At 51.1% G+C, this 22,305-nt stretch carries 23 protein-coding genes and 1 other annotated feature; of the genes, 11 read left to right on the forward strand and 12 right to left on the reverse strand.

The genetic code is table 11. From position 1 onward, the window contains the following. Positions 1–56: 56 nt before the first annotated feature. The gene (gene recN / locus HVZ39_RS06355; RefSeq protein ID WP_181633356.1) at positions 57–1,718 is read right to left on the reverse strand and encodes a DNA repair protein RecN; all 1,662 of its coding nucleotides are present in this window, start codon (positions 1,716–1,718) and stop codon (positions 57–59) included. An 85-nt stretch (positions 1,719–1,803) separates the two neighbouring features. Then, positions 1,804–2,682, reverse strand: coding sequence for an NAD(+) kinase (nadK, locus tag HVZ39_RS06360; protein WP_016154073.1), 879 nt, complete (start codon positions 2,680–2,682; stop codon positions 1,804–1,806). A 122-nt stretch (positions 2,683–2,804) separates the two neighbouring features. Between nadK and grpE the strand changes: the two genes are divergently transcribed. Continuing rightward, complete coding sequence (gene grpE, locus HVZ39_RS06365) at positions 2,805–3,398, forward strand: nucleotide exchange factor GrpE (protein ID WP_003031221.1); 594 nt, start codon at positions 2,805–2,807, stop codon at positions 3,396–3,398. A gap of 50 nt (positions 3,399–3,448) precedes the next feature. Here the strand turns inward: grpE and HVZ39_RS06370 are convergent, their stop codons facing one another. Both HVZ39_RS06370 and HVZ39_RS06375 read right to left on the reverse strand, forming a co-directional pair. Then, entirely contained in the window at positions 3,449–4,738 is a 1,290-nt protein-coding gene (locus tag HVZ39_RS06370; RefSeq protein WP_008785520.1) for an HlyC/CorC family transporter, read from the reverse strand. An 18-nt stretch (positions 4,739–4,756) separates the two neighbouring features. Continuing rightward, the gene (locus HVZ39_RS06375; protein ID WP_003031224.1) at positions 4,757–5,548 is read right to left on the reverse strand and encodes an inner membrane protein YpjD; all 792 of its coding nucleotides are present in this window, start codon (positions 5,546–5,548) and stop codon (positions 4,757–4,759) included. Between the two features lie 165 nt (positions 5,549–5,713). Here HVZ39_RS06375 and ffh point away from each other — a divergent pair, with 165 nt between their 5' ends. From ffh to rplS, 5 genes are all read left to right on the forward strand, one after another. Next, positions 5,714–7,075, forward strand: coding sequence for a signal recognition particle protein (gene ffh / locus HVZ39_RS06380; RefSeq protein ID WP_003031226.1), 1,362 nt, complete (start codon positions 5,714–5,716; stop codon positions 7,073–7,075). Between the two features lie 253 nt (positions 7,076–7,328). Beyond that, a complete protein-coding gene (gene rpsP, locus HVZ39_RS06385; protein WP_003031228.1) occupies positions 7,329–7,577 on the forward strand; it encodes a 30S ribosomal protein S16 in 249 nt (82 codons plus the stop codon). Positions 7,578–7,595: 18 nt separating this feature from the next. Next, positions 7,596–8,144: a ribosome maturation factor RimM gene (gene rimM, locus HVZ39_RS06390; RefSeq protein ID WP_003031230.1), complete on the forward strand. Its 549-nt coding sequence runs from the start codon at positions 7,596–7,598 to the stop codon at positions 8,142–8,144. Positions 8,145–8,188: 44 nt separating this feature from the next. After that, complete coding sequence (gene trmD, locus HVZ39_RS06395; protein ID WP_016157187.1) at positions 8,189–8,956, forward strand: tRNA (guanosine(37)-N1)-methyltransferase TrmD; 768 nt, start codon at positions 8,189–8,191, stop codon at positions 8,954–8,956. A 41-nt stretch (positions 8,957–8,997) separates the two neighbouring features. Continuing rightward, the gene (gene rplS / locus HVZ39_RS06400; RefSeq protein WP_002914145.1) at positions 8,998–9,345 is read left to right on the forward strand and encodes a 50S ribosomal protein L19; all 348 of its coding nucleotides are present in this window, start codon (positions 8,998–9,000) and stop codon (positions 9,343–9,345) included. A gap of 127 nt (positions 9,346–9,472) precedes the next feature. Here rplS and HVZ39_RS06405 read toward each other — a convergent pair whose 3' ends face one another. The 4 genes from HVZ39_RS06405 to HVZ39_RS06420 all read right to left on the reverse strand — a co-directional run bounded on the left by HVZ39_RS06405 (position 9,473) and on the right by HVZ39_RS06420 (position 12,236). Beyond that, on the reverse strand, positions 9,473–9,955 hold the full coding sequence (locus tag HVZ39_RS06405; protein WP_016154071.1) for an OmpA family protein: 483 nt from the start codon (positions 9,953–9,955) through the stop codon (positions 9,473–9,475). Positions 9,956–9,965: 10 nt separating this feature from the next. Beyond that, positions 9,966–11,192 (reverse strand): diguanylate cyclase DgcN, encoded by a 1,227-nt coding sequence (dgcN, locus tag HVZ39_RS06410; protein WP_047414892.1) that lies wholly within the window; start codon positions 11,190–11,192, stop codon positions 9,966–9,968. After that, the gene (locus tag HVZ39_RS06415; protein ID WP_016157185.1) at positions 11,185–11,703 is read right to left on the reverse strand and encodes a YfiR family protein; all 519 of its coding nucleotides are present in this window, start codon (positions 11,701–11,703) and stop codon (positions 11,185–11,187) included. The genes dgcN and HVZ39_RS06415 overlap by 8 nt, the downstream gene beginning before the upstream one ends. 158 nt (positions 11,704–11,861) lie before the next feature. After that, a complete protein-coding gene (locus tag HVZ39_RS06420) occupies positions 11,862–12,236 on the reverse strand; it encodes a DUF2799 domain-containing protein (RefSeq protein ID WP_049271065.1) in 375 nt (124 codons plus the stop codon). 216 nt (positions 12,237–12,452) lie between these two features. Here HVZ39_RS06420 and aroF point away from each other — a divergent pair, with 216 nt between their 5' ends. After that, on the forward strand, positions 12,453–13,523 hold the full coding sequence (gene aroF / locus HVZ39_RS06425; RefSeq protein ID WP_016154067.1) for a 3-deoxy-7-phosphoheptulonate synthase AroF: 1,071 nt from the start codon (positions 12,453–12,455) through the stop codon (positions 13,521–13,523). Positions 13,524–13,533: 10 nt separating this feature from the next. After that, on the forward strand, positions 13,534–14,655 hold the full coding sequence (gene tyrA, locus HVZ39_RS06430; protein ID WP_016154066.1) for a bifunctional chorismate mutase/prephenate dehydrogenase: 1,122 nt from the start codon (positions 13,534–13,536) through the stop codon (positions 14,653–14,655). Positions 14,656–14,756: 101 nt separating this feature from the next. On the opposite strand, the gene pheA is transcribed toward tyrA, so the two are convergent. The 4 genes from pheA to bamD form a co-directional block, all read right to left on the reverse strand. Then, a complete protein-coding gene (gene pheA, locus HVZ39_RS06435; protein ID WP_016154065.1) occupies positions 14,757–15,917 on the reverse strand; it encodes a bifunctional chorismate mutase/prephenate dehydratase in 1,161 nt (386 codons plus the stop codon). 22 nt (positions 15,918–15,939) lie between these two features. Next, positions 15,940–16,065 (reverse strand) — a sequence feature (Phe leader region). Further along, positions 16,017–16,064 carry a pheA operon leader peptide PheL gene (pheL, locus tag HVZ39_RS06440; RefSeq protein ID WP_100250063.1) on the reverse strand — a complete coding sequence of 16 codons (48 nt, stop codon included), beginning with the start codon at positions 16,062–16,064 and terminating at the stop codon, positions 16,017–16,019. It overlaps the preceding feature by 48 nt. A gap of 102 nt (positions 16,066–16,167) precedes the next feature. Beyond that, positions 16,168–16,506 (reverse strand): ribosome-associated translation inhibitor RaiA, encoded by a 339-nt coding sequence (raiA, locus tag HVZ39_RS06445; RefSeq protein WP_003031244.1) that lies wholly within the window; start codon positions 16,504–16,506, stop codon positions 16,168–16,170. A gap of 268 nt (positions 16,507–16,774) precedes the next feature. Then, positions 16,775–17,512: an outer membrane protein assembly factor BamD gene (gene bamD / locus HVZ39_RS06450; RefSeq protein ID WP_016154064.1), complete on the reverse strand. Its 738-nt coding sequence runs from the start codon at positions 17,510–17,512 to the stop codon at positions 16,775–16,777. A gap of 131 nt (positions 17,513–17,643) precedes the next feature. Here bamD and rluD point away from each other — a divergent pair, with 131 nt between their 5' ends. The 3 genes from rluD to clpB all read left to right on the forward strand — a co-directional run bounded on the left by rluD (position 17,644) and on the right by clpB (position 22,055). Then, positions 17,644–18,624, forward strand: a complete 981-nt coding sequence (rluD, locus tag HVZ39_RS06455) for a 23S rRNA pseudouridine(1911/1915/1917) synthase RluD (protein WP_016154063.1) — start codon at positions 17,644–17,646, stop codon at positions 18,622–18,624. Further along, on the forward strand, positions 18,621–19,352 hold the full coding sequence (gene yfiH / locus HVZ39_RS06460; protein ID WP_181633357.1) for a purine nucleoside phosphorylase YfiH: 732 nt from the start codon (positions 18,621–18,623) through the stop codon (positions 19,350–19,352). The genes rluD and yfiH overlap by 4 nt, the downstream gene beginning before the upstream one ends. 129 nt (positions 19,353–19,481) lie before the next feature. Beyond that, on the forward strand, positions 19,482–22,055 hold the full coding sequence (clpB, locus tag HVZ39_RS06465; protein ID WP_016154061.1) for an ATP-dependent chaperone ClpB: 2,574 nt from the start codon (positions 19,482–19,484) through the stop codon (positions 22,053–22,055). Positions 22,056–22,305 lie beyond the last annotated feature (250 nt).

The following is a 22,305-nucleotide window of genomic DNA, read 5'->3' on the forward strand; positions in this document are numbered from 1 at the left end:
TGTCGGGTCGGTCGGCGATTTTATGTTGAACTCAGACCTTCACAAGGTAAAAAAGTTTATGCCGCCAGCAGTTCTTTTGCATTTGCGAGGGTATTGCGCGTCACTTCGCTACCGCCAAGTAGACGGGCTAATTCCTGCAGGCGAGCGCGTTTATCAAGCGGCTGCATGTGTGTTTCCGTCATCGCGCCATCTGTTTCTTTGCTGACATAGAAATGTTGATGACCACAGCCAGCAACCTGCGGCAGGTGAGTCACACACATTACCTGCGTTGACTCGCCCAACTGTCGCAACATTTTACCCACTACCGCAGCCGTCGGGCCGCTGATACCAACATCCACCTCATCGAAAATTAGCGCAGGCGTTTCCATCTTACGTGCTGTAATGACCTGAATAGCCAGCGCAATACGTGACAGTTCCCCGCCGGAAGCGACTTTTGCAATTGGCTGTAACGGCTGACCTGGGTTAGTGGTCACTTTAAACTCTACGCGATCGGCACCGTCTGCGCTCAGATGGTGCTCCTCAAATTTCACATCAATGCAAAAGACACCGTGCGGCATCGAGAGAGCATGCATGCTCTCTGTAATAAGTTGTCCCAGTTCCAGCGCATAATGCTGACGTTGTTGGTGCAGCATTTTTGCCGTTTCCAGCGCCTGCAGGTGGTGATTGTTCACTGCCAGGGTTAAGGTTTCGAGCGAGTCGGCCTGATCGTCCAGTTGCTGTTGTTCATCCAGCAGCGACTGATAGAACTGTGGCAGCACTTCAGGGGCAACATGATGCTTACGCGCCAACGAGATTTGCCTGGAGATACGCTGTTCGAGTTCGAACAAGCGGTTAGGGTCTAAATCCAGACGATCGCAATAGTGGCGCAGCTCGTCGCTGGCTTCGCTGAGCTGGATGGTGGCCTCTTCCAGCATATCCAGAATACCTGAAAGTTTGCCGTCCATGCCTGCCAGTTCAGTGACCAGGTGTTTTGCGGTGTACAGTTGGCTTTGCAGATTGATGTCTTCACCATCTGCCAGGATAGCCAGCGCCTGTTGGCTGGTAGTGAGCAATTGCCCACTGTTAGCCAGGCGCTTGTACTCTTCATCAATTTGCTCAAACTCACCCGGCTGCGGATTGAATTCATTCAGTTCCTTTAACTGGTATTGCAACAATTCCGCCCGGGCTGCGCGTTCCAGGCTTTGTTGCTGATGATGCGCCAGGTCACGACAACTTTGGTGCCACAGTTGGTAGCGCGCAGCCATTTCCTGGGTCAGAGACGCTTCATTGGCGTAACCATCAAGCAGGGATTTTTGGTGTTCTGATTTTGTAAGGAGCTGATGCGCATGCTGGCCATGGATTTGAATAAGTAACTGGCCCAGCTCGCGCAACTGCGATAACGGAACGGCGGTTCCGTTAATAAACCCACGGGAGCGGCCATCGCTGCTGATAACGCGACGCAGCAAACACTCACGGCCTTCCTCAAGCTGGTTCTCTTCCAGCCAGCGCAGGGCTGCGGGGGTATCTTTTAAGGCAAAACGGGCGCAGAGGTCGGCTCGCATGGCGCCTGCACGCACCATGTCTGCGTCTGCGCGTCCGCCCAGACACAAACCGAGAGCATCAATGGCAATGGACTTACCCGCACCGGTCTCACCGGTGATAACGGTCATTCCGTTCTGGAAATCGATCTCAAGTTCACGAACGATAGCAAAATTGCTGATGGTCAGTTGTGCCAACATAGCTGTTTTCCTGTATGAAAAACCATAACTGTGATTTCATACAGTATAAACTGGTTTTTTATACAGTAAAGAGGTTGGCGTTAAATTAGAATAATTTTTTTGACCAACCAAGCTTAGTGCTTAATGTGTTGAAATAGCTGTAATCTTTTGGATGTATCAGGTTCAGATGATAATCACAGCGGCGAATCAATACGTCTTCACCTTCCTGTATAGGTAGGGCGATTTGGCTGTCACAGCTGATCTCCAGATCGTTACGGCGATGGGAAAAGCGCAGGCGAATGGTGCTGCTACTGTTGATCACCAGCGGTCGCGCGGAAAGCGTATGCGGAAACATGGGTACCAGCGTAATGGCATCCAGAGAAGGCGTCAGAATTGGGCCTCCGGCAGAGAGCGAGTAGGCGGTAGAGCCGGTCGGCGTCGAGATAATCAGCCCATCTGAACGTTGGGAGAAGGCAAAAATTTCATCGATATAGACTTCAAATTCAATCATGTGCGCCACTTTCCCGGGGTGCAGCACAACTTCATTGATGGCAGTGCTAATGCGCTTCTGGCAATCCTGTTGACACACCTGAGCTTCGAGTAAAAAGCGCTTTTCGCTGATGTAGTGGCCTTCCAGCACGTCAGCTAACTGTTGCTGGGCATTGTCTGGGTCAAGGTCGGTCAAAAAACCGAGGTTGCCGCGGTTAATGCCAATAACCTTGATGTCATAACGTGCCAGGGTGCGTGCGGCGCCCAGCATATTGCCGTCGCCGCCGACTACCACGGCGAGGTCTGCCTGTTGGCCAATTTCTGCGAGCGTGCCGGTTTTCACATTTTTCAGCTGCAGTTCGTGGGCGATTTGTTGCTCAACGATAACCTCATAACCTTTGGTGCACAGCCAACGGTAGAGCATTTCATGTGTGGTCAGTGCAGTGGGGTGACGTGGATGCCCCACAATGCCAATACACTTGAAATGTTTGTTCATTTTCTCGAGGTCCTTGTAACGAAGATTAGTGACAATGTGAGTACTTCCCTTGAATCCCTGAATCTGATCCCCATAATAAGCCAAGTTAGCGAGATGAATGCGAAAAAAACGCGGAGAAATTCATGAGTAGTAAAGAACAGAAAACGCCTGAGGGGCAAGCCCCGGAAGAAATTATCATGGATCAGCACGAAGAAGTTGAGGCGGTTGAATCAGACGCTTCTGCTGAGCAGGTGGATCCGCGCGATGAAAAAATTGCGAATCTGGAAGCTCAGCTTGCTGAGGCCGAAACTCGCGAGCGCGACAGCGTGTTGCGTATCAAAGCGGAAATGGAAAACCTGCGTCGTCGTACCGAACTGGACGTAGAAAAAGCGCATAAGTTTGCGCTGGAAAAATTCGTCAACGAACTGCTGCCGGTGCTGGATAGCCTGGACCGTGCGCTGGAAGTTGCGGATAAAGATAATGACGCTATGGCGGCGATGGTTGAAGGTATTGAGCTGACCCGTAAGTCAATGCTGGATGTCGTGGCGAAGTTTGGTGTACAGGTGGTTGCGGATATCGATGTGCCGATGGACCCGAACGTGCACCAGGCAATTGCAATGGTAGAGTCCGACGACGTTGCTGCCGGTAATGTGCTGATGGTAATGCAAAAAGGCTATACCCTGAACGGACGTACCATCCGCGCCGCGATGGTCTCTGTGGCGAAAGCCAAAGGCTAATCAGCCTTCAGGCCGGGTAATGCTCACGCGCTACCCGGCCTGAATTACTCTCACTGGTCCGACACGCTTTCCCGTAGCGGTTTGACCGGCAATACCTGCACCTGTTTAATCATATTGTCCTGCACGTCGAGAATATCGATATCGTACTGTCCAATGCGCACACGCGTGCCGGCAACCGGGATCTCTTCCAGCGCTTCAAGAATAATACCATTCACGGTACGTGCGTCATCTTCCGGCAGGTGCCAGTTAAACGCCTTATTGATTTCACGAACGTTGGCGCTGCCGTCAATGATCACCGAGCCATCATTCTGCGGCGTTACCTCTTCGGCAAGCGTGGGTGACATTGAGGTGGTGAAGTCGCCGACAATCTCTTCCAGAATATCTTCGACCGTGACCAGCCCCTGAATATCGCCATATTCATTAACAACCAGACCCACTTTCTTCTTGTTTCGCTGAAACTTAATGAGCTGGGTGCTGAGAGGCGTACCTTCCGGGACGTAATAAATTTCGTCGGCGGCACGTAACATGGTCTCTTTGGTGAACTCTTTTTTCTCTGCCATCAATCGCCAGGCTTCACGTACGCGCAGCATACTGATGGCGTCGTCCAGCGAGTCGCGGTACAGCACAATACGGCCGTGTGGAGAGTGCGAAAGCTGACGCACGATTGACTTCCAGTCATCGTTAATATCAATGCCGATGATTTCGTTACGCGGGATCATGATGTCATCGACGCTGACTTTTTCCAGATCCAGCACTGACAGCAGCATATCCTGGTTACGGCGTGAGATTTGCGAGCGCGATTCATTCACCAGCGTTCGCAGTTCATCTTTACTCAGCGAACCGCTCACCACGATATCCGTTTTGATGCCCATCATGCGCATAAGTAGCCGCGTGATGGTGTTGAGTAGCCACACCAACGGCATCATCAGAATCTGCAGTGGAGCCAGCAGTACACTGCTCGGATAGGCGACTTTTTCCGGATACAGTGCTGCAATAGTTTTGGGCAGTACTTCGGCAAAAACCAGCACGACAAACGTCAGTACCCCAGTGGCAATAGCGACACCCGCATCGCCATACAGGCGCATACCGACAATGGTGCCGAGCGCGGAGGCCAGAATATTCACCAGATTATTACCGATGAGCACCAGGCTTATCAGGCGGTCCGGCTTACGAAGTAGCTTTTCAACGCGTTTTGCCTGACGATTTCCCTGCTTGGCCCGATGACGTAGACGATAGCGATTCAGGGTCATCATTCCGGTTTCAGAACCGGAAAAATAGGCGGAAATGACCACCATGATGAGAAGCGTGATAATGAGCGTGGTGGTGGAGATGTGTTCCACGTAGGGTTCCTTAAAGATTTAACTCACGAACTGCTGCAGGATACGACTGCCGAAATAGGCCAGCGTTAGAATGCCTGCGCCTGCGACGTTAAACCATACGACGCGACGTCCGCGCCAGCCTTCATGGTAATGCCCCCACAACAGAACGATATAGACAAACCATGCCACGATAGAGAGAACGGCTTTATCAATGTTCTCGGTACTGAACAGGTTATGCATGTAAAACAGGCCAGTGCACAGGGTGAGCGTCAGCAGAACCACGCCAATTTGGGTGATATGAAACATTTTCCGCTCAATACTCATTAGCGGCGGCATCTCATTGCTGAAGGCCAGTTTTTTGTTTTTCAACTGGTAGTCAATCCATGCCAGTTGCAGCGCATAGAGTGCGGCGATAATCAGCGTGGCGTAAGCGAATAGCGATAGCCCGATGTGAATCATCATGCCCGGCGTAGCTTCGAGATGGGTGATGAACTCGTTAGGCATAAACGTGGCGAAGGCCAGGTTGATCAGCGCAAAGGCGTAGACAATGGGCAGTAATAGCCAGCCACGATTGCGGGAAGCGACAATAGTCATTACCGTACAGATCATCAGGCTAACCAGTGAGCCGACGTTCAACAGACTCAGGTTTTGTCCGCTTTCACCGCCGGGCAGAATTCGCGCTTCCAGGGCGATAGCATGACTTACCAGCGCGACGACCGCGGAGAGAATAGCCATACGCCGCCAGCCGCTGTTTTTTTGCAGCAGAGCGGGAATAATCAGCGCAAGGCTGACTGAGTAGGCGACAAGGGCGAGCAGAGCAAAAACGGGCATATAGGTGTCGACAGTTGGCCAGTGATAAAGAAAAGCAGTATAGCGTTACGTGACCGCTGCTCCAACCGTTGCATAACAACAAAGGCGGCTTCATGTTATACTGCGACAAATTTCTGTTGATGTGTCGCTGTCGCGACCGACCGTTTCCACCCCAGGCGAGAGACAATGTTTGATAATTTAACCGATCGTTTGTCGCGCACGCTGCGCAATATCAGTGGCCGTGGACGCCTTACTGAAGACAACGTTAAAGAGACGCTGCGCGAAGTGCGCATGGCGCTGCTGGAGGCTGACGTAGCGCTGCCGGTAGTGCGTGAGTTTATCAATCGCGTAAAAGAGAAAGCGGTTGGTCATGAAGTTAACAAAAGCCTGACGCCGGGTCAGGAGTTCGTCAAGATTGTCCGTAACGAACTGGTTGCGGCAATGGGCGAAGAAAACCAGACCCTGAATCTGGCTGCACAGCCGCCAGCCGTTGTGCTGATGGCTGGTCTGCAGGGGGCGGGTAAAACGACCAGTGTCGGTAAGCTGGGGAAATTCCTGCGTGAGAAGCACAAGAAGAAAGTGCTGGTGGTCTCCGCGGACGTTTATCGCCCGGCGGCGATAAAACAGCTGGAAACGCTGGCCGAGCAGGTCGGTGTGGACTTCTTCCCGTCGGATGTCGGCCAGAAGCCGGTCGATATCGTCAATGCCGCGCTGAAAGAAGCCAAACTCAAATTCTACGACGTGCTGCTGGTGGATACCGCCGGTCGCCTGCACGTTGATGAAGCGATGATGGACGAAATCAAACAGGTCCACGCTTCTATTAAGCCGGTTGAAACGCTGTTTGTGGTCGATGCCATGACCGGTCAGGATGCCGCGAATACCGCAAAAGCCTTCAACGAAGCGCTGCCGTTAACCGGTGTCGTGCTGACCAAAGTTGATGGTGATGCTCGTGGTGGTGCGGCGCTCTCTATTCGTCATATCACCGGCAAGCCGATTAAATTCCTCGGCGTCGGCGAGAAAACCGAAGCGCTGGAGCCGTTCCACCCGGATCGTATTGCTTCGCGTATTCTCGGCATGGGTGACGTGCTGTCGCTGATAGAAGATATCGAAAGCAAGGTTGACCGCGCGCAGGCAGAGAAATTAGCCAGCAAGCTGAAAAAAGGCGACGGCTTCGATCTCAACGATTTCCTTGAGCAGCTCAACCAGATGAAAAACATGGGCGGCATGGCAAGCCTGATGGGCAAGCTGCCGGGCATGGGGCAGATCCCAGACAACGTGAAATCGCAGATGGACGATAAAGTGCTGGTGCGTATGGAAGCCATCATCAACTCGATGACGATGAAAGAACGCGCTAAGCCGGAAATCATCAAAGGTTCCCGTAAACGCCGTATTGCTGCCGGCTGCGGTATGCAGGTACAGGACGTAAACCGCCTTCTGAAACAGTTCGACGACATGCAGCGCATGATGAAGAAAATGAAGAAAGGCGGTATGGCGAAGATGATGCGTGGCATGAAGGGTATGATGCCGCCAGGCTTCCCTGGTAGATAAATATATCGGGCTACCTAATTTGCCTTTTTGACGTCGGGGTGGGCTCGAAATGCTCACGTACTGCATGTACGTTCCGCTTTCTGCGCGCACGCCGACGCCAAACTGGCTGCAACGGTAACGCCCTGGTATAAAGCCTCATCACATGTTGATTGCTTTTTTCCCAGAAATCAGTAAAATTTTCGGGCTTTTAATATGACACCCGGGCTCCGTTCCTCGATGGGGCCTGGGTGTTTTATTCACACAAGAGGATGTTATGGTTACTATTCGTTTAGCTCGTCACGGCGCTAAAAAGCGTCCGTTCTACCAGGTTGTTGTTACCGACAGCCGTAATGCACGCAACGGTCGCTTCATCGAGCGCGTTGGCTTCTTTAACCCAATCGCTAGCGAAAAAGAAGAAGGCACTCGCCTGGATCTGGATCGCATCGCTCACTGGGTTGGCCAGGGCGCGACTATTTCTGATCGCGTAGCTACGCTGATCAAAGCAGCAAACAAAGCAGCTTAATCTGTCACGGTGGTCATGATGAGCAAGCAACTCGCCGCGCAGGCTCCTGTGGAACCCATCGTTTTGGGGAAAATGGGGTCTTCTTACGGTATCCGTGGTTGGCTCAGAGTGTTTTCTTCCACTGAAGACGCCGAAAGCATTTTTGACTATCAGCCTTGGTTTATCCAGAAGGCGGGTCAGTGGCAGCAAGTACAGCTGGAAAGCTGGAAGCACCACAATCAGGATCTGATCATCAAGCTGAAAGGCGTTGACGATCGTGATTCGGCGAATCTACTGACTAATTGCGAAATTGTCGTGGATTCCTCGCAGTTGCCAGCGCTGGAAGATGGTTCCTACTACTGGAAAGACCTTATGGGCTGCCAGGTAGTGACCACTGAAGGTTACGATCTCGGTAAAGTCGTCGATATGATGGAAACCGGTTCGAATGACGTCATTGTCATTAAGGCAAACCTGAAAGATGCGTTTGGTATCAAGGAACGTCTTGTACCGTTCCTCGATGGGCAGGTTATCAAGAAAGTCGATCTCGCTACTCGTACTATCGAAGTAGATTGGGATCCTGGTTTTTAAACCACCGGATAAACGGTAAAAGTCGGCGTTATGGGGATTGGCTTGTGTTTATAGGTATCGTTAGCCTGTTTCCAGAAATGTTCCGCGCAATTACCGATTACGGGGTAACTGGCCGGGCAGTAAAAAATGGCCTGCTGAACATCCAGAGCTGGAGTCCTCGTGACTTTACTCATGACCGGCACCGTACCGTGGACGATCGTCCTTACGGCGGCGGACCGGGGATGTTAATGATGGTGCAACCTTTACGGGACGCCATTCATGCAGCAAAAGCTGCGGCTGGTGAAGGCGCAAAGGTGATTTATCTGTCACCTCAGGGACGCAAGCTTGATCAAGCGGGCGTTAGCGAACTGGCCACGAATCAAAAGCTGATTCTGGTGTGTGGTCGCTATGAAGGAATAGATGAGCGCGTGATTCAAACCGAAATTGACGAAGAATGGTCAATCGGCGATTACGTTCTCAGCGGTGGTGAGTTACCGGCAATGACGCTGATCGACTCCGTTTCTCGGTTTATTCCGGGAGTTCTGGGTCATGAAGCTTCGGCAATCGAAGATTCGTTTGCTGATGGGTTGCTGGATTGCCCGCACTATACTCGACCTGAAGTGTTAGAACAGATGGAAGTACCGGCAGTGTTACTGTCGGGGAACCACGCTGAGATACGTCGCTGGCGTTTAAAACAGTCGCTGGGCCGGACCTGGCTTAGAAGACCTGAACTTCTGGAAAACCTGGCTCTGACTGAAGAGCAAGCAAGGTTGCTGGCGGAGTTCAAAACGGAACACGCACAACAGCAGCATAAACATGATGGGCTGGTCTGAGACCCCCAAATATCAGTTTACCCAGGATAAGAGATTAAATTATGAGCAACATTATTAAGCAACTTGAACAAGAGCAGATGAAGCAGGACGTACCTTCCTTCCGTCCGGGTGATACCGTGGAAGTGAAAGTATGGGTTGTTGAAGGTTCCAAAAAACGTCTGCAGGCATTCGAGGGCGTGGTTATCGCTATTCGTAACCGCGGTCTGCACTCTGCATTCACTGTTCGTAAAATTTCCAACGGCGAAGGCGTTGAGCGTGTCTTCCAGACTCACTCTCCGGTAGTTGACAGCATTGCTGTTAAACGTCGTGGTGCTGTTCGTAAAGCTAAACTGTACTACCTGCGTGAGCGCACTGGTAAGTCTGCTCGTATCAAAGAGCGTCTTAACTAAGATTCGCGCAAGCGACATCCTGTTAGAAAAGGGCTGGCCGAAAGGCTGGCCCTTTTTTTATTCCGACCTTACTCTTTTGTTTTATTGCAATTGGATGGCTGCGCGCCGCGCAGCCAGTTGAGGACTTTTACGGCGTAGCGATTACGACTGCAACCCGGCGGTTTTCAGCACGACCTTTTGACGTCTGATTACTGGCAATCGGGTATTTCTTTCCGAGTCCCTGCGTTGTCAGATTAGTGCGGGGAATGTTGGCGCCCTGTGCCCACGCATCGGCAACCACATTCGCGCGTTTGAGCGACAGCGCTTCGTTGTAGCTGTCTTCGCCGTAGTTATCGGTATGACCATCCATACGCGCATGGTTTAACCCGGTAGCTGCCAGTTTGGATGCCATTTCCTGGATCTGCTTTTCACTTTCAGGGCGGAGCTTATAGTCGTTTTTGTCAAACAGGATGTTGTCAGACAGACCAAGAGACCAGTCTCCGGAAGCTTCGGTAAATCCGTACGATTTCATGGCTGCAATTTGCTCCGGGGTAAATTTTCCCTGAGGTGCCTGACAGCCTGCCAAAATCAGTAAAAGCAGAAGAAACGGGGATGATAGACGTTTTAGCATGTGTAAGTCCTTATTTTTTAATAATGCGTTCAGAACGCAAATTTTTGGCCTGATACATATTTTTATCGGCAAGTTCTTGTAATTTCTCGGCAGAGGCATGTTCCCACGTCAGCGCAAAACCAATGCTGAGTGTCATGCTTGCCTGATGACCGTTATGCAGGTCAAAAGGTCGGTTAAACTCGTGTGACAGTGCCGCGCAGATCCGCTGAACTTCGTATTCAGAGTGAACGCTGTACAGCACCATAGCGAACTCATCGCCGCCAAGTCTGTAGGGGTGATGTCGATTACCACCAAACTCGGACAGCCTGTTTGCAACTTCAATCAGGACCCGATCCCCCGCTGCGTGGCCCCAGGTATCATTAATAAATTTAAAATTATCACCATCAAGGAATAACAGTGCGGAGCTGCTGTGGGCGGCATGGTCATTCATCAGGGCGTTAATGCTGCTGCGAAATGCGGCGCGATTCGCCAGTCCGGTCAGCGGATCGTGTAGCGCCGTACGCAAAAGCTGGGCGTTCTTTGCCTGCAGTTTAAGTTGCCACTCCTCCATCTCGTCCAGCAGACTATTAAAATCCTGGGCAAAAAGGTGAAACTCTTCAATGCGCTCTTCTGAAACTCGCCGTGAAAAGTTACGGTTGGTACGAACATCATGTACCACCTCGGTTATATTTTGCAGGGCTTCCACGACGCCATTATGTAAATAACGAGTGAGCATTAATGCAATGCCAGAGGCCAACAGAATGCACCCGGTAAGGACGGCCAGCGACAAATAGATGAAATGGCTGATAACACTATCGCGCGCAGTCAATCGTACTTCGCCGATGACGTTGCCATTATGCAAAATAGGTTGAGTGACCGGTTGTGGGAACAGCCAGTGGCTGATAAGTCCGCTGATTTTTTCAGTGGTATCCTGCGCGTTATAGCGCCAGGTGGCGATCACCTTCTGGTTTTTATTACGAACTTCTGCAACGGAAAATTGCCCCTGCTGGCCCAGTGCTGCCAGCGTTTCAGTTGCTGCGACGCCATCAGAAAAAACTAATGCTGCTTCAAGCGTGCGGGTCATGGTTGCAGCGGTCAGATCCAGGTTCTTTTGCGCATACTGTCTCAATGCCAGCACCGAAGAAATGCTGAGCAGCAGCCAGATCAGCGTCATAGTTACCAGAACGCTGATTATGCTGATACGCCGTAATGTCCGCTTAAACGTCGGGCGTGTTATGGGAGAATGGCCCTTATCCATGCTTCTGATTCCGTGCAAGCATTAATACGTCCGGACTGACCCTTACGCCACTGCGTGAAAGGGAATCCATATTTACGGAAAATCTCACATCTTCATCTTTAATTATGAGGCAAAAGGCGCTGCCAATAACGCATTCGGGGTTCTGTTCGGCAATTAATAGCAATGCCTTAGACGGATATTTATTCTTTAATTCCACCTGATAAGTAGGGGATTCTTTTCCAAAATAAAAGCCATCACACTGCGAAACTAATATTTCTTGTTCCGTACGAATGATGACGGGAAGATAGGGTAATGCTCCGGCACTGGTATCTCCCAGGACACTGGAAAAACGCGATGAAGAGAAAATACACAGTTTGGGGGGCCCGGACAGTGCAGGCCAGCGCGTATAACTGACGATGCCGGAAACCATAGCGCGTACAGATTTTGCTTCTTCCGTAACGCTTTGGGCGTACAGCGGTAATCCGGTCAGGAGCAGTGCCAGTAGAAGTATGAGTCGGTAAGAATAGCTCATGAATAGTTACCTACCAGCGTTTGCCGTAAAACGTCGAAATACATTCAAGATTATTTAGGACAAAATAACATTATTTTCCTAAGCCGTCATTATGCCAGGTGGAAAGCTATTAGTGATTTAAGTTAAATCTTAGTAATTTATAAAATATAAGCTATTGTTTAATTTAATCTTATTGAGGTGGCACCTTCGTTTGCTCCTTTTTGCCAGGCACTGTGTAACTGGTCAATATTTTCGACCGTATCACAACTTGGGGGAAAGGTTTTCCCGGTCAAACCTCTGGCGTAAACAAAATCCGGCTGGCAGATTTTACGTTGTCCCTCGGCATAACCCTTAAGATATTCCGTACGATCGACTTCGGGGTCATTGTAGTTGTCGGCAAGAGTTTCATTATCTTTAACGGCATACCCCGAAATGGCATCTTGTATTCCGGCGTCGTACCAGGCGGTTCCCGTCCATGTGGGGGCGTGGGTATAAGGATCTATCTGACATCCGCTAAGAAGTAATAGAAATAGGGTGCCGATGAGTTGCTTCATTGCCTGTACTCCCTCGTTTTTTTTAAGCATAGTGGATCTCAATACCGGATGGTGTAAATTTTAATGTACGCAATGGAGGGCGTATTCTGTCATTAAAGTGTGTGTTGTAAATTAAAATTTACGGTTTGTGGATTGAAATCTTTACCTGTTGTGTTATCGTTATCACCTCCTCGCTGAGGATCAACTATCGCAAACGAGCTAAACAGGATCACCACCATGCAAAAAGACGCGCTGAACAACGTACATATTACCGACGAACAGGTTCTGATGACTCCAGAGCAGCTGAAAGCTGAATTCCCGCTGAGTCAGGCGCAAGAAGCGCAAATCTCCCAGTCGCGTAAAACCATTTCAGATATTATCTCTGGTCGCGATCCGCGCCTGCTGGTGGTATGTGGCCCGTGTTCCATTCACGATCCTGAAATGGCTATTGAGTACGCTCGTCGGTTTAAAGCCCTTGCCGCAGAGGTCAGCGATAGCCTCTACCTGGTGATGCGCGTCTATTTTGAAAAACCCCGTACCACCGTCGGCTGGAAAGGGTTAATTAACGATCCTCATATGGATGGCTCTTTTGATGTTGAAGCCGGCCTGAAAATTGCGCGTCAGCTGCTGCTTGAACTTGTGAATATGGGACTACCGCTGGCAACTGAAGCGCTGGATCCCAATAGCCCGCAATACCTTGGCGATCTGTTTAGCTGGTCTGCAATCGGTGCGCGTACCACGGAATCGCAGACTCACCGCGAAATGGCTTCCGGTCTTTCGATGCCGGTCGGCTTTAAGAACGGTACTGACGGTAGCCTGGCGACCGCCATTAACGCGATGCGCGCGGCGGCACAGTCGCACCGCTTTGTTGGTATTAACCAGGCTGGACAGGTTGCACTGCTGCAAACTCAGGGTAACCCAGACGGTCACGTGATCCTGCGCGGTGGTAAAGCGCCGAACTACAGCCCGGCAGATGTCGCCCAGTGCGAAAAAGAGATGGAGCAGGCGGGACTACGACCTTCTCTGATGGTAGATTGCAGTCATGGTAACTCCAATAAAGATTACCGCCGCCAGCCTGCCGTGGCTGAATCCGTGATTGCACAAATCAAAGATGGCAATCGCTCGATCATTGGCTTGATGATTGAAAGTAATATTCACGAAGGCAACCAGTCTTCTGAACAGCCGCGTAGCGAAATGAAATACGGCGTGTCTGTAACTGATGCCTGCATTAGCTGGGAAATGACGGATGCGCTACTGCGTGAAATTAGCCAGGATTTAAACGGCCAGCTGTCGGCGCGTGTAGCATAAGAGGTTGGTTATGGTTGCTGAATTGACCGCATTACGCGATCAAATTGATGAAGTCGACAAGGCGCTGCTGGGTTTACTGGCACGTCGCCTGGAGCTGGTGGCCGAAGTCGGTGAAGTAAAAAGCCGCTTTGGGCTGCCTATCTACGTGCCGGAACGGGAAGCCTCTATGCTGGCCTCCCGCCGGGCGGAAGCGGAAGCCCTTGGCGTGCCGCCGGACCTGATTGAAGATGTACTGCGCCGGGTTATGCGCGAGTCTTACTCCAGTGAGAACGACAAAGGATTTAAAACGCTTTGTCCTTCTCTGCGACCGGTGGTGATTGTCGGCGGCGGCGGTCAGATGGGACGTCTGTTCGAAAAAATGCTCACCCTGTCAGGTTATCAGGTACGGATCCTGGAACAGCAGGACTGGGATCGTGCGCCGGAGATCGTCTCAGATGCTGGCATGGTGATCGTCAGCGTGCCGATCCACGTCACTGAGCAGGTGATCGCCAAATTACCGCGTCTGCCGTCCGACTGCATCCTGGTGGATCTGGCTTCGGTGAAAAATGGTCCTTTGCAGGCGATGCTGGCGGCGCACGACGGCCCGGTGGTGGGATTACACCCCATGTTTGGCCCGGACAGCGGCAGTCTGGCAAAGCAGGTCGTCGTCTGGTGTGACGGACGTCAGCCGGAAGCCTATCAGTGGTTTCTGGAACAGATTCAGGTGTGGGGTGCGCGACTGCATCGGATCAGTGCTGTTGAACACGACCAGAACATGGCATTTATTCAGGCATTGCGTCACTTTGCGACCTTTGCTTACGGTCTGCATTTAGCGGAAGAGAATGTTCAACTGGAGCAGTTACTGGCACTCTCTTCGCCAATTTATCGCCTTGAACTGGCGATGGTCGGACGTCTGTTTGCCCAGGATCCGCAGCTCTATGCCGATATCATTATGTCGTCTGAGAGTAACCTTGCGCTGATCAAACGCTACTACCAACGTTTTGGTGAGGCGATCGGTTTACTGGAGCAGGGCGATAAGCAAGCGTTCATCGACAGCTTCCGTAAGGTGGAGCACTGGTTTGGTGATTATGCGAAACGCTTCCAGAACGAAAGCCGTACTTTGTTGCGCCAGGCTAACGATAGTCGCCAATAAATACGATGCTTGATGGCAACGCTGATGCGTTGTATCAGTCATACAAGGATCGGCTAAATAGAATGCCGGATAAGCGTAGCGCCATCCGGCATTGTCAAACGTTAGCTTGGATCGACCGGCACCACATTCTCACTTGGATAGCAGCCAAGTACTTTCATCGAGCGCGTAATCTCACCTAACTCCTTCAATGCTTTTTGCATCTGGGGTGATTCCAGGTTGGCCTGGATATCAAGATAAAACATTTCCTCCCAGGGATTGCCGTGAATCGGGCGTGACTCCAGTTTAGTCATAATCAGATTATGGTTGCGCAGTACCAGCAGGGCTTCTACCAGCGCACCGGCTTGTTGTCCTGTCGCCATCAGCAACGTGGTTTTTGCTGGCACCTGATCGGAAACATTGATTGCCTTGCGCGCCAGTACCACGAAGCGGGTGATGTTTTGCGTCTGATTAGCTTCGATATGCTCGAGAACCTGCAAACCGTATAGTACGCCTCCGGCTTCGCTCCCCAGAGCCGCCACGCGCGGTGAGTTAGCCTGCGCAACTTTTTCCATCGCCGCCGAGGTGCTTTCGGTGTACTCAATCTTCCAGTGCGGGTAACGACTCAGGAATTTGCTGCACTGCTGGAATGGCTGCGGATGGCTATATACCGTTTCAATGGTCTCGAGATCTGTCGTGCCGGACACCAGTAGGCAGTGGTCAATCGTGATAGTCATCTCGCCAACGATAGACAGGCTGGTGTGCTGTAGCAGGTCGTAAACGTCGTTAATCCCACCGGAACTGGTGTTTTCAATCGGAACCACTGCGTAGTCAGCTTGTCCGGTTTCGACCTGATTAAAGATATCGGCAAATTTCGCGCAGCCGCTTTCTATAAATTGTTCAAAATGGCGGGCAGCATACTGACGTGCGGCAAGATGAGAATATGACCCTTTTGGCCCAAGGAAAGCAACGCGTGCTGAGTGTGGGTTAATTTTGTTCAGATGCTGCTGGAGCAGTGCCTGCTGAGTCAGGACGGAGTCTTCGATTATGAGCTGGAACAGGCGAGTGATGTAGTGAGCATCAAGATGATGTGCTTTGCCAAGCTGAATCAGTCGGTCCAACAGATCGCGCTCACGGTCGATATCACGAACTGGACGATGTGAAAGCAGCTTAGCTTTGCCAACTTCTACGGCCAGTCCACGTCGCTCAGCCAGCAGGGCCAGTAATTTTTCATCCAGCGTGCTGATCTTATCGCGCAGCGCCAGCAATGGGTTTTCCGATGTCATAGTGTTGCCTTTCTTGTTATCAATAAAAAAGGCCCCCCGTTGTGGGAGGCCTTATTGTTCGTCTTCGCATTCTTTATCACACGACGAAACGCCTCCCATTCAGGGGAAGGTAAAAAAGAATGCGAAGAAGAACGGGACAAGTTTCATGTAATTTTCCTTTGGCTACGTCAGTAAAGTACCCGTACTGTTTTCACCCTGTCAACAAAAAACGCGCCCGGAGGCGCGTTGGCGATACACTCAATGTAAGGGACTACTCTTCTTCTGCTTCGACGAAGTTGGCGTCTTTGACTGAAGTTGTTGCACGACGGGCTTCGCCTTTGTGCTGCACTTTATTGAGCTGCCGTTCCAGCTTGTTGATCAAATCGTTAATTGCGGTGTACATATCCTCGTGTTTTGCGCTGGCGACCAGATGTCCGTTCGGTGTATTGATGGTGGCATCAGCAATGAAACCCTGCGGCTCCTTAGACAGAATGATATGTGGATTAATCAGATGAGTTTGCCATTTTTCGAGTTTGGCGAGACGGTCTGCGACATGCTGGCGAATTGCCGGAGTAATTTCCATTTGTTTACTGGTAATGTTCATTGTCATAAATTTTACCTCTTGTCTTTCCCGTCTTGGTGATTCCAGCATACCGTTCCCAATGTCAAAATGTGTGATATTTATCACATTTTTTTGTCGCTTTTTGTCAAGAAAACCTTTTTGTGAGGCACCGCAGGAACAAGCGATTTTTTACTTGAGGAATACCTGAAAGCAGGCCATATTTGATGAGATGCGTTGCGGCTAAACCGCTTCAGTTGTGGTGTTTACGGATAAAAAAACGGCAGCCTTTGGGCTGCCGTTTGCATTCTGAGATAAATCAGGTATTGCTGCTGTTGGCGGCAATGATTTTCGCTACTTTTTCTGCCTGCGCATTCATCTGCATCTGGCGATAAGCATTTTCCATTAACGGCAAGGCATTGCGTGTTGCCTGGGTATCCGGGAAGTCGCGCAGCATGCCTTCCACACGGTTTACCACGGCAACCCATGCACCGCGGGCAGTGTAGTATTCCACAACGGAATATTCATACTTCGCCAGACGGTCTTTCAGGAATACCAGACGTTTGGTGGCGTCGGTGGTGTACTGGCTGTTCGGATAGCCACGTACCAGTTTGGAAAAGTCATTAAACGCAGCTCGGGCATGTTGCGGATCGCGATCGCTGCGATCAACACCAAAGAATCCTTGCAGTGCGCTATCATCCAACGCCATATTGGTCAGGCCACGCATATACATGACATAATCAATGTTAGGGTGTGTCGGGTTAAGACGAATAAAACGATCGATGGCAGCCTGAGCAAGTGGCAGATCGGCGTTTTTGTAGTAGGCGTAGATGAGATCTAATTGCACCTGCTGAGAATACGGTCCAAATGGATAACGGTTATCCAACGCTTCTAATTGCGTTATTGCCTGTTTCCAGTTACCGTCCTGCAGCTTTTGCTGAGCAGTCGCGTAGATTTCATTTGGCGGATTATCGGGCACCTCTTCCTTTGAACCAGAGCAACCCGCCAAAAACAGGCTCAACGTGGCTGCTGCCACCAGATATTTCATGCGCGTCATGACGTTTTGACTTTCCTCAAAATGTTTTACGGGAGATTCTCTGTTCCTGCTCCCGGTTAAGACCAGCTACAATAGCACACTATATTAAACGGCAAAGCCGTAAAACCCAACGTTAAACGAAGAAGCAGTTTATGGCACAACGAGTAGAACTCACCGCAACAGTCTCCGAAAATCAGCTCGGTCAACGCTTAGATCAGGCTTTGGCCGAATTGTTCCCTGATTATTCACGATCGCGCATAAAAGAATGGATCCTTGACCAGCGCGTACTGGTAAATGGCAATCTTTGCGATAAACCGAAAGAAAAAGTGTTGGGTGGAGAGCGCGTCTCCATCACTGCAGAAATTGATGAAGAGGTTCGTTTTGAACCTCAGGATATCCCACTGGATATCGTTTATGAAGATGACGATATTCTTGTCATCAACAAACCCCGTGACCTCGTAGTGCATCCGGGGGCCGGTAATCCTGATGGCACGGTATTGAATGCATTACTGCATTACTACCCGCCAATCGCGGATGTTCCACGTGCTGGTATCGTGCACCGTCTGGATAAAGACACGACCGGATTAATGGTGGTGGCAAAAACCGTTCCGGCGCAAACGCGTCTGGTGGAGTCGCTGCAACTGCGTGAAATTACCCGTGAGTACGAAGCCGTGGCGATTGGTCATATGACGGCAGGCGGAACCGTTGAGGAACCGATTAGCCGCCACCCGACCAAGCGTACGCACATGGCGGTACACCCGATGGGGAAACCGGCGGTGACGCACTATCGCATAATGGAACACTTCCGTGTGCACACGCGTCTGCGGCTGCGTCTGGAAACCGGACGTACGCACCAGATCCGCGTGCACATGGCGCATATCACCCATCCGCTGGTGGGCGATCAGGTCTACGGCGGTCGTCCGCGTCCACCGAAAGGCGCTTCTGACGAATTTATCTCCGTGCTGCGTAAGTTCGATCGTCAGGCGCTTCACGCGACTATGCTGCGTTTATATCACCCAATTTCAGGTATCGAAATGGAATGGCATGCACCGATTCCACAAGATATGGTGCAATTGATTGAAGTGATGCGCGCTGATTTCGAAGAACATAAGGATGATATTGCCTGGCTATGAGTAAGCTAATTGTCCCGCAGTGGCCGATACCGCAAGGTGTTGTGGCGTGTAGTTCTACCCGTATTGGCGGTGTTAGCATGCCGCCTTATGATTCGCTGAATCTGGGCGCCCATTGCGGCGACAACCCGGAGCATGTTGAAGAGAACCGCAAGCGGCTGTTTGCTGCGGGCAATCTGCCGTCAAAGCCAGTCTGGCTGGAGCAGGTCCACGGTAAGGATGTCCTGAAACTGACCGGCGAGCCTTACGCCTCCAAACGTGCGGATGCTTCTTACAGCAATACGCCGGGCACCGTGTGTGCAGTGATGACGGCCGACTGTCTGCCGGTGCTGTTTTGCAATCGCGCTGGAACGGAAGTCGCGGCGGCACATGCGGGTTGGCGCGGATTATGCGCCGGCGTGCTGGAAGATACGGTGGCGTGTTTTGCCGACAAACCTGAAAACATTATTGCCTGGCTAGGCCCGGCGATTGGCCCGAACGCGTTTGAAGTGGGAGCAGAAGTTCGCGCAGCGTTCATGGCGAAAGATCCGCAAGCGGACCTCGCATTTATACCGCATGGTGATAAATATCTGGCGAATATTTACCAGCTTGCGCGTCAGCGTCTGGCAAATATCGGAGTAGAGAACATCTACGGTGGCGACCGTTGCACCTTCAGCGAAAGTGAGACGTTCTTCTCTTATCGTCGCGACAATACCACGGGTCGTATGGCAAGTTTTATTTGGCTGATATAACCTAAAGAATCAAGACGATCCGGTACGTGTAATTTTCTTTTCACATAATTCAGGTCATTCACCTTGAATAATTGAGGGATGACCTCATTTAATCTCCAGTAGCAATTTTGACCTGTTATGGGAGGAGTTATGCGTCTGGATCGTCTTACTAATAAATTCCAGCTTGCTCTTGCCGATGCCCAGTCACTCGCATTGGGGCACGACAATCAATTCATCGAACCACTTCATCTAATGAGCGCCTTGCTGAATCAGGAAGGGGGATCGGTACGTCCTTTATTAACGTCTGCTGGCATTAATGCTGGCCAGTTACGTACAGCCATTGACCAGGCGTTGAGCCGGTTGCCGCAGGTAGAAGGTACCGGCGGTGATGTGCAGCCTTCTCAGGATCTGGTGCGTGTACTGAATCTTTGCGACAAGCTGGCGCAAAAACGTGGGGACAACTTTATTTCGTCAGAACTGTTCGTACTGGCGGCGCTTGAGTCACGCGGTACGCTGACCGATTTACTAAAATCAGCAGGTGCGACGACCGCGAATATCACTCAGGCAATTGAACAAATGCGTGGAGGTGAAAGCGTGAATGACCAGGGGGCTGAAGACCAACGTCAGGCCTTGAAAAAATATACCGTCGACCTGACCGAACGTGCCGAGCAGGGCAAACTCGATCCGGTTATCGGCCGTGATGAAGAAATTCGCCGTACCATTCAGGTACTGCAGCGGCGTACTAAAAATAACCCGGTGTTAATCGGCGAACCAGGCGTCGGTAAAACGGCCATCGTTGAAGGGCTGGCCCAACGAATTATCAATGGTGAAGTGCCGGAAGGCTTAAAAGGTCGCCGTGTGCTGGCGCTGGATATGGGCGCGCTGGTGGCTGGGGCCAAATATCGTGGTGAGTTTGAAGAACGCTTAAAAGGCGTGCTGAACGATCTCTCGAAACAGGAAGGCAATGTCATCCTGTTTATTGATGAGCTGCATACCATGGTTGGGGCGGGTAAAGCCGATGGCGCAATGGACGCCGGGAACATGCTGAAACCGGCGCTGGCACGCGGGGAACTGCACTGTGTAGGCGCAACAACGCTTGATGAATATCGCCAGTACATCGAAAAAGATGCGGCGCTGGAACGTCGTTTCCAGAAAGTATTTGTGGCCGAACCTTCAGTAGAAGATACCATCGCGATTCTGCGTGGCCTGAAAGAACGTTATGAGCTGCACCACCATGTGCAGATCACTGACCCGGCGATTGTTGCGGCAGCTACGCTGTCTCACCGCTATATTGCCGATCGCCAGTTGCCGGACAAAGCTATCGACCTTATCGATGAGGCGGCATCCAGCATTCGTATGCAGATTGACTCCAAGCCGGAGGAACTCGACAGACTCGACCGCCGTATTATCCAGCTCAAACTGGAACAGCAGGCATTAATGAAAGAGTCTGATGAGGCGAGTAAAAAACGTCTCGATATGCTCAACGAAGAGCTGGACGATAAAGAGCGCCAGTATTCTGAATTAGAAGAAGAGTGGAAAGCTGAAAAAGCATCCCTTTCGGGAACGCAAACTATCAAGGCTGAGCTGGAGCAGGCGAAAATCGCCATCGAACAGGCGCGTCGTGTCGGCGACCTGGCGCGGATGTCTGAACTGCAGTACGGCAAAATTCCTGAACTGGAAAAACAGCTGGAAGCAGCCACCCAGTCTGAAGGCAAAACCATGCGTCTGCTGCGTAATAAAGTCACGGATGCAGAAATTGCAGAAGTGCTGGCGCGCTGGACCGGGATCCCGGTTGCTCGCATGCTGGAAGGCGAACGGGAAAAACTGTTGCGTATGGAGCAGCAGTTGCACAGCCGCGTGATTGGCCAGAACGAAGCGGTGGAAGCCGTTTCTAACGCCATCCGTCGTAGCCGTGCTGGCTTGTCCGATCCAAATCGCCCGATTGGTTCGTTCTTGTTCCTCGGCCCAACCGGTGTCGGTAAAACTGAACTGTGCAAAGCGCTGGCAAACTTTATGTTCGACAGTGATGATGCCATGGTGCGTATCGATATGTCCGAGTTTATGGAGAAACACTCGGTGTCTCGTCTGGTCGGGGCGCCTCCGGGATATGTCGGCTATGAGGAAGGTGGATATCTGACAGAAGCGGTACGTCGTCGTCCTTACTCTGTCATCCTGCTGGATGAAGTGGAGAAAGCGCACCCGGATGTGTTCAATATTCTGTTGCAGGTGCTTGACGATGGTCGTCTGACTGACGGGCAGGGGAGAACGGTCGACTTCCGTAATACGGTTGTCATCATGACCTCGAACCTGGGGTCCGATCTGATTCAGGAACGCTTCGGTGAGCTGGACTACGGCCACATGAAGGATATGGTCCTGGGCGTCGTGAGCCATAATTTCCGCCCGGAATTCATCAACCGTATAGATGAAGTTGTTGTATTCCATCCGTTGGGTGAGCAGCACATTGCTTCTATTGCACAGATCCAACTGCAACGTCTGTATAAACGTCTGGAAGAGCGTGGCTATGAAATCCATATCTCTGACGAGGCGCTTAAACTGCTGAGTGCGAATGGTTACGATCCGGTGTATGGCGCACGTCCACTCAAACGTGCTATCCAGCAACAGATCGAAAACCCGCTGGCGCAGCAAATTCTGTCTGGTGAGCTGATTCCAGGCAAAACGATTCGGCTGGAAGTGAATGACGATCGCATTGTGGCAGTGCAGTAAGTCACAAAACGACAATAAACGAGCCCTGCGGGGCTCGTTTTTGTTTAAAAACAAAGCAAAAATCAATGTAATGGTTGAAAAGTAGTCGCTTGATAAGTTTTTTGTATTTTTAACTTGTCAGCCTGAAATAACTCCCTATAATGCGCCTCCACTGACACGGAACAACGGATTACAAACCGCCGGGTCAGCGGAGAAAAGCGAAAATAAACGCTTGACTCTGTAGCGGGATGGCGTAATATGCACACCCCGC

Source organism: Citrobacter sp. RHB35-C21, assembly GCF_013816515.1.
Lineage (GTDB): Bacteria > Pseudomonadota > Gammaproteobacteria > Enterobacterales > Enterobacteriaceae > Citrobacter > Citrobacter braakii.

Coding starts and splice junctions, on each gene's coding strand:
- recN (WP_181633356.1), bottom strand. CDS start 1,718: ATGTTGGCACAACTGACCATCAGCAATTTTGCTATCGTTCGTGAACTT.
- nadK (WP_016154073.1), bottom strand. CDS start 2,682: ATGAACAAACATTTCAAGTGTATTGGCATTGTGGGGCATCCACGTCAC.
- grpE (WP_003031221.1), top strand. CDS start 2,805: ATGAGTAGTAAAGAACAGAAAACGCCTGAGGGGCAAGCCCCGGAAGAA.
- HVZ39_RS06375 (WP_003031224.1), bottom strand. CDS start 5,548: ATGCCCGTTTTTGCTCTGCTCGCCCTTGTCGCCTACTCAGTCAGCCTT.
- ffh (WP_003031226.1), top strand. CDS start 5,714: ATGTTTGATAATTTAACCGATCGTTTGTCGCGCACGCTGCGCAATATC.
- rpsP (WP_003031228.1), top strand. CDS start 7,329: ATGGTTACTATTCGTTTAGCTCGTCACGGCGCTAAAAAGCGTCCGTTC.
- rimM (WP_003031230.1), top strand. CDS start 7,596: ATGAGCAAGCAACTCGCCGCGCAGGCTCCTGTGGAACCCATCGTTTTG.
- rplS (WP_002914145.1), top strand. CDS start 8,998: ATGAGCAACATTATTAAGCAACTTGAACAAGAGCAGATGAAGCAGGAC.
- HVZ39_RS06405 (WP_016154071.1), bottom strand. CDS start 9,955: ATGCTAAAACGTCTATCATCCCCGTTTCTTCTGCTTTTACTGATTTTG.
- dgcN (WP_047414892.1), bottom strand. CDS start 11,192: ATGGATAAGGGCCATTCTCCCATAACACGCCCGACGTTTAAGCGGACA.
- HVZ39_RS06415 (WP_016157185.1), bottom strand. CDS start 11,703: ATGAGCTATTCTTACCGACTCATACTTCTACTGGCACTGCTCCTGACC.
- HVZ39_RS06420 (WP_049271065.1), bottom strand. CDS start 12,236: ATGAAGCAACTCATCGGCACCCTATTTCTATTACTTCTTAGCGGATGT.
- aroF (WP_016154067.1), top strand. CDS start 12,453: ATGCAAAAAGACGCGCTGAACAACGTACATATTACCGACGAACAGGTT.
- tyrA (WP_016154066.1), top strand. CDS start 13,534: ATGGTTGCTGAATTGACCGCATTACGCGATCAAATTGATGAAGTCGAC.
- pheA (WP_016154065.1), bottom strand. CDS start 15,917: ATGACATCGGAAAACCCATTGCTGGCGCTGCGCGATAAGATCAGCACG.
- raiA (WP_003031244.1), bottom strand. CDS start 16,506: ATGACAATGAACATTACCAGTAAACAAATGGAAATTACTCCGGCAATT.
- bamD (WP_016154064.1), bottom strand. CDS start 17,512: ATGACGCGCATGAAATATCTGGTGGCAGCAGCCACGTTGAGCCTGTTT.
- rluD (WP_016154063.1), top strand. CDS start 17,644: ATGGCACAACGAGTAGAACTCACCGCAACAGTCTCCGAAAATCAGCTC.
- yfiH (WP_181633357.1), top strand. CDS start 18,621: ATGAGTAAGCTAATTGTCCCGCAGTGGCCGATACCGCAAGGTGTTGTG.
- clpB (WP_016154061.1), top strand. CDS start 19,482: ATGCGTCTGGATCGTCTTACTAATAAATTCCAGCTTGCTCTTGCCGAT.